Source organism: Geodermatophilus pulveris (assembly GCF_900188375.1).
GTDB classification, from domain to species: domain Bacteria; phylum Actinomycetota; class Actinomycetes; order Mycobacteriales; family Geodermatophilaceae; genus Geodermatophilus; species Geodermatophilus pulveris.
The window spans coordinates 74,421-90,237 of sequence record NZ_FZOO01000008.1 but is presented as its reverse complement, the minus strand read 5'-3'; the positions used below and the strand labels follow the sequence as shown (position 1 = coordinate 90,237).

Here is a 15,817-nt window from a genome sequence, read left to right as displayed (position 1 = left end):
GGCGACCCGGTGGACCGGCCCACCGGCGCCCGCGCCCGCACGTCCCGGCCGGCCTCGCCCACCCGGCCGGTACCCGGCCACGCCACTGACCAGCGCCCACGGCAGCTGCGGCCCGTGGGGCCGTCGGGTGGCGCCGAGGGCCGGCACCCCGCTCGGGGCACCCGGGACGCACGCAGCGGTGGAGCGACATCAGCGGGGCCTCCCGAGCGTGTCGTCACCGCGAGCGAGCCCCACCCGCCCGCGGGGGGCTCCCGCGCCCTCACCCTCCGTACGGACAAGGGCCTCTCGCGCGCGGAAGGCCGTCCGGAGGCCGGCGGTCGGGCGCGGGAGGCTCAGCGGACCCGGGCTGCGGCCCCGGCGAGGACGTCGCGCAGCAGGTCCCCGTCGCACCGCCCAGTCGCCCGGTCGGTGAGGTGCACCGCCTGCGGCGAGGGGGCGGTGGGCGCAGCACCACCGGCCCCCGGGCCGCACGCCGCCGGCGTCCCAGGCGTGCTGGGCGAGCCGGCCGAGCAGGACGACGACCCGCACCTCCGGCAGCCACCGGCGCCCGGACCCCGCCGGACGCCGGGTCGAACGACGGCACCCGGCGGCGCTCGGCGGCGGCGACCCCCCGCGCCCAGCCGTCCAGCTCCGCGACGTGCGGCTCGCCGAGGCGGGCGCGCCGCGCCGTCACCGACCCCGGCACGATCCGCTCGTCGAGCAGCACGCCCTCCGCGAAGGCCAGCCGGTTGCGGACACCCGGGACGCTCAGCGGCCGGTCCACCGCGGCGGGCGCCCCTCCCGCTGGGCCGCGATGCCCTCCACCCGGTCCTCGGACAGGTAGGGGTTCGGGCCGACGTCCAGCCGCAGCGCCTGCCACAGCGGCAGCTCCAGGCCCTTGACCGCGGTGGCCTTCATCCGGCGTACCGACACCGGCGCGTTGGCCGCGATGGCCTCGGCCAGGCCCAGGGCGGTGGGCAGCACCTCCTCGGCCGGGACCAACCGGTTGACCAGGCCCCACCGCTCGGCGACCTCGCTGGTCACGTACTCGCCGGTGTAGAGCAGCTCCAGGGCGATGCCCATCGGGATGCGCTTGGGCAGGACGACGGAGCCGAAGTTGGCGCCCATGCCGATCCGCGCCTCGGGCAGCCCCATCCGCACGCCGGGCGCCACCACCCGCAGGTCGCAGGCCAGGGCCAGCTCGAAGCCGCCGGCGACCGCGGCTCCGGCGACGGCCGCGACCACCGGCACCGGCACCTCGGTGACCACCTCGAACAGCGCGCGGGTGGGCCGGTCCATCGGCGGGCGGAACCGCTCGCCGCGGCGGTCGGCCTCGCGGATCTCGTCGAGGTCGAACCCGGCGCAGAACGCGGGCCCGTTGGCGGCCAGGACGACCGCGCGCACCTCGCCGTCCTCCCCGCAGCGCAGCAGCTCCTCGACCAGGTCGGCCTGCAGCGGGCCGGACAGCGCGTTGCGGCGCTCTGGCCGGTCCAGGGTGAGCACCCGCACGTGCCCGCGTCCCTCGACGACCAGCCCGGACTCCCGCCGCTGCACAGCACCCATGCGGGCCAACCTGCGGCACGCGGCCCGCTCGCGCAAACGACCGCGCCCTGCGGGTGGTGGCCGGCGCCGTCGCGGACCACGATGCGCGACGTGGACTATGCCACCGCCCGCACGGTCTTCCTGTCCCCGCCGGCCGACCCGCGCCCGCCGTCCCGGCTGCCGGACACCCCGGCCCGCCGGCTGCGGGACGCCGCCGAGCCGCTGGCGACGATCAGCTTCTGGTCCCGGTCGGTCAACGAGCGGTACGCCGCGCTGGGGCTGGACTTCCTCACCGGCTACGTGTGGGGGCGGGCGGCGCCGATGGGCGAGCCCAGCGCCCCGGTGGTGGTCGCCGCGTTCGGGGTCTTCGAGCCGGGCCTGATCGGCTCGCTGTACGACCAGGCCCGCGGCGTGGCCTCGCGCGAGCAGGTGCTCGCCGCGCGGGAGGAGGGCTCGGTCGACTCGCTGCGCGCGCTGCTCGGCGGCGCCGACGTCACCGACGCGGTCGCGCTGCTGCGCCGGGGCACCGACGCCGTCGCCGGCGACCTCGCCGGCCGGCCGCTGTTCGCCGGGCTGGTGTCGCTGCCGTGGCCGACCGACCCGCTCGGGCAGCTGTGGCACGCGACCGCGCTGCTGCGGGAGTACCGCGGCGACGTGCACCAGGCCGCCAACGTCGCGGCCGGGCTGACCGGGCTGCAGATGAACCTGGTGACCGAGCACTGGGTCGGCTGGGAGCCGACCGCCTACGCCGCCACCCGCGGGTGGTCCCCGGAGGCCATGGCCGCGGCCGCCGGCGACCTCGCCCGGCGCGGCCTGGTCTCCGACGCCGGGCTGACCGGGGAGGGCTCCCGGCTGCGGGCCGGCATCGAGGAGCAGACCGAGGCCGCGATGGCGCCGGTGCTGGACGCCATCGGGCCGGCCCTGCCCGAGCTGACCGCCCGGCTGGACGAGTGGTCGGCGATGGTCACCGCCGGCGGCGAGGCCCCGCCGGACCCCTACAAGCGGACCAGCGGCTGAGAGAGGGCCCTCTCGCCCGCCACCGCTCGCACGCTCGGGCGGGGCCCTGCGAGGGGGCCGTCGGTTCACACGTCGATGAGGACCTTGATGGCGCCGTCCCGCTTGGTGGCGGCGACGTCGAAGGCCTCGGCCACGTCGGCCAGGCCGAACCGGTGGGTGACCAGCGGGGCGAGGTCGACCCGGCCGGTGCGGATCAGCTCCAGCGACCGCTCGTACTGCCCGCGCCCGCCGGTGCGGTCCAGCACCTGCTGCACCAGGTCGCCGGCCCGGCCGTCCAGCGTGGCCGTGGCGCCGTAGGCCAGCGACACGGGGAAGACCTCGTCGCGGACGTCGGTGACCAGCAGCTGCCCGGCGCCCGAGGCGGCCGCCAGCCGGGTGACCGCCAGCCCGATCGGCCCTGCCCGAGCACCAGCACGGAGTCCCCGAGCCGCAGGTCCAGCCGGTCGACGCAGTTGAGCCCGACGGCGGCGAACGGCTCGAGCAGCGCCGCGCCGTGGAGCGGCACGCCCTCGGGGACGGGCACCAGGTTCACCGCGGGGACGGCGATCCGCTCGGCCAGGCAGCCGTCGGACCACAACCCGATGAGCGTCTTGCGCGGGCAGTCCAGCGGGGCGCCGGCGGCGCAGGCCGCGCACTGCCCGCAGGGCAGGGACGGCTTGACGGCGAACTGCCGGCCGGCCAGTCCGGGGTCCACGCCGTCGCCGACGGAGTCCACCGTGCCGGCGAAGTCGTGGCCGGGCACCCGCGGGAACGGCGAGTCGATGCGCCCCTCGTACTGGTGCGCGTCGGTGCCGCACAGCGAGGCGACGTCCACCCGGACGACGACCCAGCCGGGCCGGGCGACCGGATCGGGCCGGTCCTGCACCTCGACGTGCCCGATGCCGGTGAGGACGGCGGCGCGCACCTCAACCCTCCACGCCGGCGGTCTGCGCCGTCGCGGTCATGGCGGGTCCTCCCTCAGTCGACGAGGTCCAGGGCGGCCCCGACGACGGAGTCGACGTCCAGGCCGTGGTGGCGGTACACGCTGGCCAGGTCGCCGCTCTGCCCGAAGGCGGTGACGCCCAGGTGGGTGGCCGGCACGCCGCGGACGCCGGCCAGGAACGCCAGGGTGTGCGGATGGCCGTCGAGCAGGGTGACCATCGGCGCCGCGCGGTCGGCGGGGAACACGCTGTCCAGCACCCAGCCGGGGGTGCCGTCCAGGCCGCGGCGGCCCTGCACCGCCCGGAACAGCAGGCCGGGGCTGGTCACGCACACCACGTCGGCGCCCAGGCCGAGGGACTCCAGCCGCTCGGCGGCGCCCAGCGCCTCGGGCACCAGCGCGCCCATGGCCGCGAGGGTGACCACCGGCCGGGCGCTGCGGCGCAGCGGGTAGGCGCCGGCGACCACCTGGCGGCGGCGGCGCTCGCGGGCGGCCGGGTCGGCCGGGACGGCGGCCAGCGTCTGGTCCACCGGGCGGGTGGACAGCCGCAGGTAGGCCGAGGACCCGTCGGGCCGGCCCAGCCGGGCCATCGCGGCCAGCAGGCACCACTCGGTGTCCAGCGCGAACGCCGGCTCGTAGCTGGTGCAGCCGGGCTGCTCCAGCCCGACCGACGGCGTGGTGATCGACTGGTGCGCGCCGCCCTCGGGGGCCAGCGTCACGCCGGACGGCGTCCCGACCAGGATCGACTGCCCGCCGGCGTAGATGCCGAAGCTCCACGGCTCCAGGGCGCGCTCGACGAACGGGTCGTACAGCACGCCGATCGGCAGCAGCGGCTGGCCCCACCGGCTCCAGGTGGCACCCAGCTCGCCGAGGGCGCCGACCAGGTTGGTCTCGGCGATGCCCAGCTCGACGTGCTGGCCGGTGGGGCGCTCCCGCCAGTGCAGGATCGTCTCGGCGTCGTCGGCGAACCAGTTGCGCCGGTCCTCGTGGGACCACACGCCGACCTTGTTCACCCACCCGCCGAGGTTGGTCGAGGAGCTGACGTCCGGGCTGACGGTGACCACGCGGCGGCCGGCCTCGGGCGCGGCCCGGTTGAGGTCCAGCAGGGTGCGGCCGAGCGCCGCCTGGGTGGTCGCCGTCCCCGACGGGGTGCGGCCGAGGTCGGCGGGCACCGGCGGCGCGGGCTGCGGCTCGTGGGCCCGCCGCTGCAGCCGCTGCGCCGCCTCGGCCAGCAGCCCGGCCGCGGGGCTGCCGGCGGGGAAGCCGGCCCACGGGTCGGCCGGGTCGGTGCCCAGCCGGGCGGCCAGCTCGTGCAGCTGCGCCTCGGAGAGCAGCGCGGAGTGGTTCTGCGGGTGGCCCTCGGTGGCCAGCCCGTAGCCCTTGAGCGTGTAGGCGAGCACCACCGTCGGCCGGGTGTCGTCGATGGCGGTGAAGGCGTCGCGCAGCGCGGCCAGGTCGTGGCCGCCGAGGTTGCGCACCGCGGCGACCAGCTCGGCGTCGGGGACGTCGGCGATCAGCGCGCGGACGTCCCCGGCGCCCGGCCCCTCGCCGGGCAGCAGCCGGCGCAGGTCGGCGGGGTCGCGGCGCAGCAGCCGCTGGTACTCGGGGTTGCTCATCTCGTCGATGCGGTCGCGCAGCGCGCCGCCGCCGGGCCGGGTGAACAGCTCCTCGAGCAGCCGCCCGTACTTGACGGTGAGCACCTGCCAGCCGGCCGCGGCGAACATGCCCTGCAGCCGGGTGGCGCCCATCATCGGCACGACGCGGTCCAGCGACTGCCGGTTGAGGTCGACCACCCACACGACCTCGCCGAGGTCGGCGACCATCGGGTCGAGCACCGCCTCCCAGACCGCGCCCTCGTCCAGCTCGGCGTCCCCGACCAGCGACCACTGCCGGCCGGTGCCGCCGGCGCCCAGCTGGGTGTTCACGTAGCGGCGGGCGATGGCCCCCCAGATCGGCGCGGTGGCCCCGATGCCGACGCTGCCGGTGGAGTAGTCGGCGGGCACCGGGTCCTTGAGCCGGCTGGGGTAGCTCTGCAGCCCGCCGAACTCCCGCAGCGTGGTCAGGTAGGAGCCGTCCAGGGAGCCGAGCAGGTACTCCAGGGCGTGCAGCACCGGCGAGGCGTGCGGCTTGACCGACACCCGGTCCTCAGGCGTCAGGTGCTCCAGCCACAGCGCGGTCATGATCGTGACCATCGAGGCGCTGGACGCCTGGTGGCCGCCGACCTTGAGCCCGCCGGGGTTCGGGCGGACGCGGTTGGCGTGGTCGACGATCGCGGTCGCCAGCCAGAGCACCCGCTGCTCGATCTCGCGCAGCACCGGGTCGGTGCCGGTGTCCGCCGGGGTGGCCGTGAGACTCATCGGGCGCTGTCCTCCAGGGTGCTCGGTGGTGCTCTCGGACGACGCCGCGCTCGCGCAGCCGTGCCAGGTCCGCGGGGCCGACCCCGGCGATCTGGGCGAGCACCTCGGGGGTGTGCGCGCCGAGGTCCGGGCCGACCCCGCGGGTGCTGCCGGGGCAGTGCTCGAGCCTGGGCACCACGCCGGGGAAGGCCACCGGCCGCACCTCGCCCGGTGCCACCTCCACGTCGTGGCGCACCAGCATGCCGCGCGCGGCGACGTGCGGGTCGGCGAGGACGTCCGCGGCGTCGTGGACCGGGCCGACCGGCACGCCGGCGTCCTCCAGGGCGGCGACGGCCGTGCGCAGGTCCCGGCCGCCGGTCCAGGCGGCGATGGCGCCGTCGACGAGCGCGCGGTGGGCGACCCGGCCGGCATCGTCGGCCAGCCGCGGGTCCCCCGCCAGGTCGGGGCGGCCGACCGCGGTCATGAGCCGGCGGTGGAGGGCGTCCCCGTCCCGCCAGCCGCGCAGCTCGTCGCCGGTCCGCGGCCGTTCCACCTCGACCACGTCGGCGCCGAAGTCGGCGAACAGCCGGCCGGTCGTCGGCGCGGCGATGAGGCCGCCGAGCTCCAGGACGCGGATCCCGGACAGCGGCCCGGCGGCGTCCGCGCTGTCGACCGGCTCCGTCACCGCCGTGCCTCTCGTCCGTGCCGACGGGTTGGTGCGGCGGACGCTACCCACCGGTGGGGGCGGCGCAACTCGCCGTCCGGTGGCGCCGGCGGCCGCTCAGACGAGGAACCGGTAGGCCGTCGTCCCGGGGGCCAGGTGCTGGATGCGCAGCGGGCTGGTCTCGATGCGGGCCAGCAGGGCGGGGAAGGCGGCGGGGTCGCCCAGCTCGATGCCGGTCAGCGCGGCGCCGGTCTCCCGGTTGTCCCGCTTGACGTACTCGAACAGCACGATGTCGTCGTCGGGGCCCAGCACCTCGTCGAGGAACCGGCGCAGCGCCCCGGGCTCCTGCGGGAACTCGATGAGGAAGTAGTGCTTGAGCCCGCGGTGCACCAGCGAACGCTCGACCACCTCGGCGTACCGGCTGACGTCGTTGTTGCCCCCGGACAGCAGGCAGACCACGGTCTCCCCCGGCGCGACGGGCACCAGCCCGCCGGTCAGCGCGGCGGTGGCCAGCGCCCCGGCCGGCTCGGCGATGACGCCGTCCACCTGGTAGAGGTCCAGCATCTCGGTGCAGACCTGGCCCTCCGGGACGGCGACCAGCTCCGCGCCGGAGTCGCGCACCAGCGGGAAGGTCACCTCCCCGACCCGGCGCACCGCCGCGCCGTCGACGAAGGTGTCCATCGAGGCCAGCTCCACCGGTGCCCCGGCGGCCAGCGCGGCGGCCATGCCGGCCGCCCCCGCCGGCTCCACCCCGACGACCCGGGTGCCCGGGCTGTGCTCGCGCAGCCAGGTCGCGCACCCGGCCAGCAGCCCCCCGCCGCCGACCGGCAGCACCACGACGTCCGGGACGGCGGGCAGCTGCTCGAGCAGCTCGGCCGCGACGGTGGCCTGCCCGACCACGGTGGACGGCGCGTCGAACGCCGGCACCAGCGTCGCCCCGCTGTCGCGGGCGTGGGCCAGGGCGGCCGCGGCGGCCTCGTCGTAGCTGTCCCCGGTCACCACCAGGTCGACCATCGCCCCGCCCAGGGCGGCGATCCGGTCCCGCTTCTGCCGCGGCGTGGTCCCCGGCACGAACACCGACCCGCGCACCCCGAGGGCCCGGCAGGCGTAGGCGACGCCCTGCCCGTGGTTGCCGGCACTGGCGCAGACCACCCCGGCGGCCTGCCGGCCGGCGTCCAGCTGGCTGATCGTGTTGTAGGCCCCGCGGATCTTGTAGGAGCGGCCGACCTGCAGGTCCTCGCGCTTGACCCACACGTCGGTCCCGGTCACCTCCGACAGCCGCGCGTTGCGCTGCACCGGCGTCCGCTCGGCCACCCCGGCCAGCCGGCGCGCGGCCGCCTGCACCTGGGCGCCGAAGCGCTCCGCCGTCCCACGGTCGGCCACGTCGATCCGGTTCTGCACCGGTCCATCCTCCGCGACGGGCGCCACCGGCGGGGGCACGGGTCACCACGAGCGGGTGCGCCGCCCGGTGCGGCGGTCGTGTCGTGCGCGATCGTGGCGCACGGCACAGGCCGGTGAGCGGCGCAGGGCGGCTGACCGGTCAGGGCCCCACCGGGACGAGGAGAGGCCCGTGACGACGGCCGAGACCGAGCTGCAGGAGTTCCGGCTGTTCGTCGACGGGCGCTCCGTCGACGCGCTGTCCGGGGCGACGTTCGAGTCTCAGGACCCCTACGCCGGCCGCCTGGGCCCGGGTCGCCGACGGCGGCCCCGAGGACGTCGACGTCGCCGTCGGCGCCGCGCGGGCCGCGTTCGACGGCGAGTGGGGCAGCTGACCGCATCGAGGCGCTGCACGAGTACACCGAGACGAAGTCCGTCTACGTCGAGCTGACCGGCGGCACCCGGGACCCCTTCCAGCTCGGCTGACGGAGGGCCCCTCCCCATCGGCGGGCGCGGGAGCCGGCGTGACCGTCCGCAGGGGGTCCCGGGCTGCTCCGTGGTCAGTCGGACCCCTCCCGTCACAGCCGCCGCAGACGCCTCGGCGGCTGACGGGACCGTTCCGTCCGGACCGGTAGACAGGGGGCCATGAGCACCACGCCCGTCTCGGCCTGCGACCCCAGCACCCGGCCGGCCGTGGCGATCCAGGCGACCTCCACGCCGGTGCTCAGCTACGCGCTGGCGCACAACCGCGTCCCGGTGGTCTCCCGGCTGGCCTTCACCAACCACGGCGGGCCGGTCCGGGGCGCGACCGTGCGGGTCGGGGTGTGCGACGCGGAGGGCCCGATCGGCACCCCCGTCGAGCTGCCGGTGGACCTCGACGCGGGGCAGACGACGGTGCTCAGCGACGTCGACCTGGTCATGGACCCCGCGGCGATGCTGCAGATCGAGGAGCAGCGGCCCGGCTCGATCGAGATCGACCTGCTGGTGGACGGCGAGGACGTCGGGGGCACCGCCGTCCCGGTGCAGGTGCTCGCGGCCAACCAGTGGCTGGCCGCCCCCGTGCCGCTGGCCCTCGAGATGCTGGCCGCCCACGTGCTGCCCAACCACCCGACGGTGACCGCGCTCATCGGCGAGGCCGCCGACCTGCTCGAGCAGCGCACCGGCAGCGGGTCGGTGCAGGGCTACCAGTCCGGACCCGAGCGGGTCGACGAGATCGTCGCCGCGCTGGCCGAGGCGGTGCGGCGGCGCCGGGTCCGCTACACCGAACCGCCCGCCGGCTGGGCCGACGTCGGGCAGAAGGTGCGCACCCCCGGCGACGTCCTCGACGGGCGGGTGGGCACCTGCCTGGACACCGTCGTGACGATGGCCGCCGCGCTGGAGCAGGCCGGCATCCGGCCGCTGCTGTGGGTCGCCGAGGGGCACTCCTTCCTCGGCTACTGGCGCGAGGAGCGCAGCGCGGAGAGCGTCGCGACCACCGACGTCGCCATGCTCGTGGACCTCGTCGACCTGGGCCTGATCCGGCTGGTGGAGACCACGCTGCTCACCAGCCGGGGCACCGAGGGCGCCGACCTGCACGGCGCGGCGCACGCGGCCTGGCTGGCCGGCGACGTGGACCGGGTGCTCGGCGTCACCGACGTGCACCGGGCCCGCCGCGACGGCATCGTGCCGCTGCCGGCCCGCACCCGCGGGCGGGACGGCGCGGTGCAGGTCGTCGAGTACCGCCCGGCGGTGCACAGCGTGGCCGCCCGGCCGGTGGAGCGGCCGCCGGCGCCGGGCGGGCCGGCCGACCCGTCCGGGCGCCCGGAGGTGCCGGCCCGGGTGCAGCAGTGGAAGAACGGGCTGCTGGACCTCTCGCTGCGCAACCGGCTGATCAACTACACCGAGCGGGCCGGGCTGCCGCTGACCGTTCCCGCGTCGCACCTGGGCGCCCTGGAGGAGCTGCTGCACTCGGGGGCCGCCGTCCAGCTGCTGCCCGACGACCGGGTCGCCACCGCGGACCGCGAGGCCGGGCTGGCCTCGGCGCGCGCGCTGCCGAACGGCCGGCTGGCCGGGGTGCTCCTGGACCGCCGGATGGTCCACGTCGACGTCAGCGAGGGCGGCTACCTCCCGCGGCTGCGCCACCTCGCGCACAAGGCCCGGACGGTGCACGAGGAGACCGGCGCCAACAACCTGTACCTCGCCCTGGGCAGCCTGCTGTGGGAGCTGGACGGCCGGCCGCTGCGCTCCCCGCTGGTGCTGGTGCCGGTCACCCTCACCCCGACCAGCCGCAACGGCGTCTACCGGATGGCCCTGGACGACACCGGCGCCGGCACGCCCAACCACTGCCTGCAGGAGTTGCTGCGGCAGGTGCACGGCCTGACCGTCCCCGAGCTCACCGAGCCGCACCCGGCCGACGACGAGGGCGCCGGCCCGGCCGTGCCGATCGACCGCGCCCTGGACGCGGTCCGCCGTGCGCTGGCCGACGCCGGCCTGCCGTACCGGGTCGAGCCCACGGCCGACCTCGCCGTCCTGCAGTTCGCCAAGTACCGGCTGTGGCGCGACCTCGACGAGCACTGGGCCGAGCTGGCCACCAACCCGCTGGTGCACCACCTGGTGCACCGGCCGGACGGGGAGTTCGCCGACCCCGCCCCGGACACCGCCGGCGGCACCGATCTCGACGAGCTGGCCGCGGCCTGCCCCGCCCCGGCCGACGCCAGCCAGCTGCGCGCGGTCGCCGAGGCCTGCGCCGGGCGCACCTTCGTGCTGGAGGGCCCGCCCGGGACCGGCAAGTCCCAGACCATCACCAACCTGCTCGCCCGCGCCGTCGCCGACGGCAAGCGGGTGCTGTTCGTCGCGGAGAAGCGGGCCGCGCTCGACGTCGTCGCCCGCCGGCTGGCGGCCGCCGGCCTGGGCCCGTTCGCCCTCGACCTGCACGACAAGGGCGCCCGCGCCTCCACCGTGCGCGCCCAGGTGCGGGCGGCCCTGGAGCACGCCACCGGCGCCGCCACCGGCGCCGGGGCCGACGACGAGGGCGGCGGCGCGGCCGGTGCGGACCTGCGCGCGGCCCGCCGCACGCTGGCCCGCTACGCCGGCCGGCTGCACGCGGAGAACGCCGCCGGGCTGTCCTACTACACGGCGCGGACGGCGACCCTCGCCCGGCGGGACGGCGTCCCCACCCTGCCGGTCTCCCCCGCCTTCGTGGCCGCCGCGTCCCCGGAGTCGATCGCGGGGGTGCGCCGCGCGCTGGCCCTGCTGCCCGAGATCGCCGACATGGTGCGCCCCTCGCCGCGGCACGCCTGGGCGTTCGTCGACACCGCGCAGGTCGACCTGGCCGCCGCGCAGCGGGCCGCGGCCGCCGCCGACCGCGCCGTCCGTGAGCTGCCCAGCGAGCCGCACCTGGCCCGCGTGCTGCGCGAGGTCCGGACGCCGGCCGACCTCGACGCGCTGGCCCACCTGCTGTGCGGCCCGGCGACGTCGCTCGACGTGCTCGACGAGGTGCCCACGGCGCGCTGGGCCGCGGCGACGACGGCCGTGCTCGGCGAGGTGGCCGCCTTCTCCGGCACCGTGCACCCCGGCCTGGAGCTGGCCACCCCGGCGGCGCTGGAGCTGCCGCTGGCCGAGCTGTACGTCGCCGCCCAGACCGCGCAGGCCGGCCGGTTCATGACCCGCCGCACCGGGCTGGCCGCCGTCCGCGACCGGCTGGCGCCGGTGCTGCGCCCGGGCGTGAAGGTCCGCCTCGGCGACGTCCCCGACCTCGTCGCGCAGCTGTGGCGGCTGCAGACCGTCGCGCAGGGCATCGCCGCGCGCGCCGCGGTCGTCCCGGGCCTGGCCGTGCCGCCGGGCTGGAACCCGCTGGCCGAGCCCGAGCGGCTGGTCGGCCAGGTGGAGTGGCTGGAGCGGGCCGGGGCGGCCACCGACAGCGCCAGCGACTTCGCTGTCGCGCTGCGCCGCTGGGTGGTGCAGGGCGAGGGCCCCGACGCGGCCGCCGGGGCCGCGGTCACCCGGGTGCGCGACACGGTCACCGCGCTGCTGCGGGTCTGCCGCAGCAGCCCGCGGCGGCTGGCGGAGTGGGCCGGCGACGACGGGCTGGTGCTGCGCTGGCAGATGACCCGGCCCGAGCGGGGTGTCGAGCACACCGGGCTGATGTCGCTGCGCCGCTGGGCGGACCTGGTCGACACCCTCGAGCCGCTGCGCGAGGCCGGCCTGCACGAGGCGCGGGCGCTGTTGGTCACCGGCGAGCTGCCCGCCGAGGACGCCGTGCGGGCCTTCGACCGGGGCCTGGCGCGGGCCTCCGTCGCCGAGCGGCGGGAGGCCTCGGGCCTCGACGACTTCGACGCCGACGCGCACGAGCGGGCCATCGCCCGGTTCACCGCCGCCTCGCACGTGGTGCGTGAGCAGCTGCACACGTCACTGCCGGCCGGCGTGCTGGCCCGGCGGCCGGCCGGCACGGACGGCGAGGTCGCCGCCCTGCTGCAGGAGCTGACCGGCACCCGCCGCGGGATGGGCGTGCGCACGCTGCTGGCCCGGCACGGCCGGCTGGTCACCGCGCTGATGCCCTGCGTGCTGGTCAGCCCGGACTCGGTGGCCCGGTTCTTCCCCGCCGAGGCCGGCCTGTTCGACCTGGTCGTGTTCGACGAGGCCTCGCAGATCCGGGTGGCCGACGCGATCGGCGCGCTGGGCCGGGCGCGCGCGGCCGTCGTCGTCGGCGACAGCCGGCAGATGCCGCCGACGTCCTTCACCGAGCCGGCCTACGGCACCGCCGAGGACGACGCCGCCGAGCTGCCGGGCACCGCGACGGAGGACGAGGAGTCGATCCTCTCCGAGTGCGTGGCCGCCGGGGTGCCGCGGCAGTGGCTGTCCTGGCACTACCGCAGCCGGGACGAGTCGCTCATCGCGTTCAGCAACGCCACCTACTACGGCAACCGGCTGTCCTCCTTCCCCGCGCCCACCCACGGCCGGCCCTCCGCCGACGTCGACGGCCGCGGCATCTCGCTGGTGCGGGTCGACGGCACCTTCCACCGCTCCGGCGCCGGGCGGCTGCTGCGCACCAACCCGATGGAGGCCAAGGCGGTCGTCGCCGAGGTGCGCCGCCGGTTCGACTCCGTGCCGGCCGACGCCGAGCCGCCCTCGATCGGCGTGGTCACCTTCAACGCCCCGCAACGGGCCTACATCGAGGGCCTGCTGCGCGACGCCGGCGACGACCGGCTGGTCGCGGCGCTGGACCGCACCGACGGCGAGGGCCTGCTGGTCAAGAACCTGGACAACGTGCAGGGCGACGAGCGCGACGTGGTGCTGTTCTCCACCGGGTTCAGCGTCGACGACCGCGGCGTCCTGCCGCTGGCCTTCGGCCCGCTCAACCGGGTCGGCGGGGAGCGGCGGCTCAACGTGGCGATCACCCGCGCCCGCCGGCAGGTCGTCGTCTTCTCCTCCTTCGACCCCGCCCAACTGCGCGCCGAGCAGACCTCCTCGGTCGGCGTGAAGCACCTGCGCGCCTACCTGGACCTGGCGGCGCTGGGCACCGACGCGCTGCCGCGGGACGCCCGCCCGGTCGCCGTCCCCGACCGGCACCGCGAGGAGATCGCCGCGGCGCTGCGCGACCGCGGCCTGGCCGTGCGCACCGACGTCGGGCTGTCCGGCTTCCGCGTCGACCTGTCGGTGGCCCGCGCCGCGTCCCCGGACGAGCCGGTGATGGCCGTGCTGCTCGACGGCCCGTCGTGGGCGCGCCGGCGCACCGTGGGCGACCGGGACGGCCTGCCGGTCGAGGTGCTCTCCGGGATGCTCGGCTGGCCGGTCGTCGAGCGCGTGTGGCTGCCGGCCTGGCTGCGCGACCGCGAGGCGGTGCTCGACCGGCTGGGCGCCGCCGTCGCGGCCGCACCGGTGACCGCCGCGCCGCGCCCGGCCGCCCGGCCGGCCGCCCCCGCACCGGCGGTGCCCGCGCCGGCCGGCCCGCCGGCGGTGGAGCTCCGGGCGGTGGCGCCGCTGCGCGCCGCGCCCCCGGCGGTGGTGGACACCGTGCCGGAGGCCGGCACCGACCCCGCGGACGGCGACCCGCCGGCCGACGGCGAGACGCCGTTCGTCCCCTGGACCCCCCGCGGCGGCCTGGAGCGCAAGGCGCTGGACTCCCTCGACGACCCCCGCGCCGCCCGCACCGTGCGGCGGGTGCTCACCGCCGGCGTGCAGGCGGAGGGGCCGGTGCACCGCGCCCGGCTGGTGCGGCTGACCGCCGCCGCCTTCGGCCTCACCCGGGTCAGCGAGGCCCGCCGCGACGCGCTGCTGCGGCTGCTGCCCGACGGCGTCGTCGACGGCGACTTCGTGTGGCCGGAGACGCTGGACCGTGCCACCTGGACCGGGTACCGGCGCCAGGCCGCCAGCGCCGACCGGCCGCTGGACCAGGTCGCGCCGGAGGAGGTCGGCAACGCCATGGTGGCGCTGTGCCGGGGCACCGGCGGGCTGGCCGAGGACGAGTTGTTCCTGCGCACCGCCGAGGTCTTCGGCTACCGCCGCCGGACGCCGTCGCTCACCCCGCTGCTGCAGGCCGCCCTGGCCCGGGTGCTGGGGTCCGGCCGGCTGGTGCGCCAGGAGTCCGGGGCGCTGACCGCGGCCTGACCCCGTCCCACGGCACGGACCTCGCCCCACGGTGCCCGACCTCGTGCTGCAGCGCGAGGTCGGGCACCGTGGGATGGGGTCGGGCGGGACACCAGGACCTGGCGGGCGTGTTCGTCACCGCCGCGTCGCGGCGCGCCCGGCCGGCCGGGCTCAGGGGCGGGATGGGGGACCTCCCCGATGCGGTCGGCCTCCGCGGGCGGGCACCCTGGCAGGCCGGGCGGGGCCGACTCCCACCCGGCTCCCAGGGAGGGGGCCTAGCGTCGGTGCGTCGCCGACGTCGAGGGGAGGCCGACCGCGTGGACGAGGCGCTGGAGCCCGCCGGGGCGGTCGCCGACCTGGCCGGGACCCGGGAGATCCGGCTGCTGGAGCCCGGCGACCCGGACCGCATCGGCCCCTACGACCTGATCTGCCGGCTGCCGCGCGGCGGTCAGGGCGCCGACGTCTTCGTCGGCTCGGCCGGCGAGGACGGCGCGCTGGTGGTCATCAAGCGGCTGCCCGAGGCCGCCCCGGACCTGGCCCGAAGGCGGCTGGCGCGGGAGGTCGAGAACGCCGCCCGGGTGACCAGCCCCCGGGTGGCCAGCATCGTCGACCGCGACCTCACCGCCGACGCGCCCTACTACGTGCAGCAGTACGTGCCCGGGACGCCGCTGGACGAGTTCATGGCCTCCCGCGCGGGCGGGCTCACCGCCGGCGAGCTGCGCCGGATCGCCCTCGGCCTGCTGGCCGCGCTGCGCGACGTGCACGCCGCCGGCGTCGTCCACCGCGACGTCAAGCCGGGCAACATCATCATCTCCGGCGACCGGGTGTGGCTGGTCGACTTCGGCATCAGCCGCTACGTCGGCCCGGAGCCGGGAACGGTCACGACCGGCATGGCCGCGCTGGGCACCAAGCTGTTCGCCAGCCCCGAGCAGCTGGCCGGCGCGGTGCTCACCGAGGCCAGCGACGTCTACAGCTGGGGCCTGGTGGTCGCCTTCGCGGCCGGCGGGGTGCACCCGGTGGACCCCGACGACTCCCTGCCGGACTCCGACTACTACCTGGCGCTGCGGGCCGGCCGGCTGGACCTCGGCCGGGTGCCCGCGGACCTGCTGGACAGCGTGCAGCAGGCGCTGCGCTTCATCCCCGAGCGCCGCCCGACGGTGGACCGGCTGGCCCGCCAGGTCGAGCAGCGCACCCGCTGGCTGGACACGGCCCTGCCGAACGGCGACCCGCGGACGGCGACCCGGGACCTGCCCTCGCTGGGCGCGGTGACCGACACGGCCCGGCAGGGGCTGGCGCGGGTGGAGCGCGCCGTCGCCGACACCTGGGCCGGCTTCGCCGTCGCGGCCGCGCTCATGGTGCTGCTCGGCCTGGTCGCCGGGCTGGTGCTCGCCGTCGCCTTCCACGCCGTCCTCTGATCCG

9 protein-coding genes are annotated in these 15,817 nt (G+C 77.5%); 3 read left to right on the top strand and 6 right to left on the bottom strand.

What is annotated here, in order from left to right:
* Positions 1-747 precede the first annotated feature (747 nt).
* Complete coding sequence (locus CHB98_RS15985; protein WP_089306590.1) at positions 748-1,542, bottom strand: enoyl-CoA hydratase/isomerase family protein; 795 nt, start codon at positions 1,540-1,542, stop codon at positions 748-750.
* A 90-nt stretch (positions 1,543-1,632) separates the two neighbouring features.
* Here CHB98_RS15985 and CHB98_RS15980 point away from each other — a divergent pair, with 90 nt between their 5' ends.
* Positions 1,633-2,538 carry an SCO6745 family protein gene (locus CHB98_RS15980; RefSeq protein ID WP_143425116.1) on the top strand — a complete coding sequence of 302 codons (906 nt, stop codon included), beginning with the start codon at positions 1,633-1,635 and terminating at the stop codon, positions 2,536-2,538.
* Positions 2,539-2,603: 65 nt separating this feature from the next.
* On the opposite strand, the gene CHB98_RS15975 is transcribed toward CHB98_RS15980, so the two are convergent.
* The 5 genes from CHB98_RS15975 to ilvA all read right to left on the bottom strand — a co-directional run bounded on the left by CHB98_RS15975 (position 2,604) and on the right by ilvA (position 7,858).
* A complete protein-coding gene (locus CHB98_RS15975; protein ID WP_089306588.1) occupies positions 2,604-2,783 on the bottom strand; it encodes a hypothetical protein in 180 nt (59 codons plus the stop codon).
* On the bottom strand, positions 2,732-3,442 hold the full coding sequence (locus tag CHB98_RS15970) for an alcohol dehydrogenase catalytic domain-containing protein (RefSeq protein ID WP_089306587.1): 711 nt from the start codon (positions 3,440-3,442) through the stop codon (positions 2,732-2,734). The genes CHB98_RS15975 and CHB98_RS15970 overlap by 52 nt, the downstream gene beginning before the upstream one ends.
* 53 nt (positions 3,443-3,495) lie before the next feature.
* A complete protein-coding gene (locus tag CHB98_RS15965; RefSeq protein ID WP_245821268.1) occupies positions 3,496-5,637 on the bottom strand; it encodes a transketolase-like TK C-terminal-containing protein in 2,142 nt (713 codons plus the stop codon).
* Positions 5,603-6,478, bottom strand: a complete 876-nt coding sequence (locus CHB98_RS23095) for a CoA transferase (RefSeq protein ID WP_089306585.1) — start codon at positions 6,476-6,478, stop codon at positions 5,603-5,605. The genes CHB98_RS15965 and CHB98_RS23095 overlap by 35 nt, the downstream gene beginning before the upstream one ends.
* 96 nt (positions 6,479-6,574) lie before the next feature.
* Positions 6,575-7,858 carry a threonine ammonia-lyase IlvA gene (gene ilvA, locus CHB98_RS15955; protein WP_245821228.1) on the bottom strand — a complete coding sequence of 428 codons (1,284 nt, stop codon included), beginning with the start codon at positions 7,856-7,858 and terminating at the stop codon, positions 6,575-6,577.
* Positions 7,859-8,479: 621 nt separating this feature from the next.
* On the opposite strand from ilvA, the gene CHB98_RS22790 reads away from it, so the two are divergent.
* Both CHB98_RS22790 and CHB98_RS15940 read left to right on the top strand, forming a co-directional pair.
* Complete coding sequence (locus tag CHB98_RS22790) at positions 8,480-14,419, top strand: DUF4011 domain-containing protein (RefSeq protein ID WP_089306584.1); 5,940 nt, start codon at positions 8,480-8,482, stop codon at positions 14,417-14,419.
* A 296-nt stretch (positions 14,420-14,715) separates the two neighbouring features.
* Entirely contained in the window at positions 14,716-15,813 is a 1,098-nt protein-coding gene (locus CHB98_RS15940) for a serine/threonine-protein kinase (RefSeq protein ID WP_179224580.1), read from the top strand.
* Positions 15,814-15,817: the final 4 nt, after the last annotated feature.

What these genes read in the sequence shown, in the direction of transcription:
- CHB98_RS15985 (WP_089306590.1), bottom strand. Translation starts at nt 1,542, where the DNA reads ATGGGTGCTGTGCAGCGGCGGGAGTCCGGGCTGGTCGTCGAGGGACGC.
- CHB98_RS15965 (WP_245821268.1), bottom strand. Translation starts at nt 5,637, where the DNA reads ATGACCGCGCTGTGGCTGGAGCACCTGACGCCTGAGGACCGGGTGTCG.
- CHB98_RS22790 (WP_089306584.1), top strand. Translation starts at nt 8,480, where the DNA reads ATGAGCACCACGCCCGTCTCGGCCTGCGACCCCAGCACCCGGCCGGCC.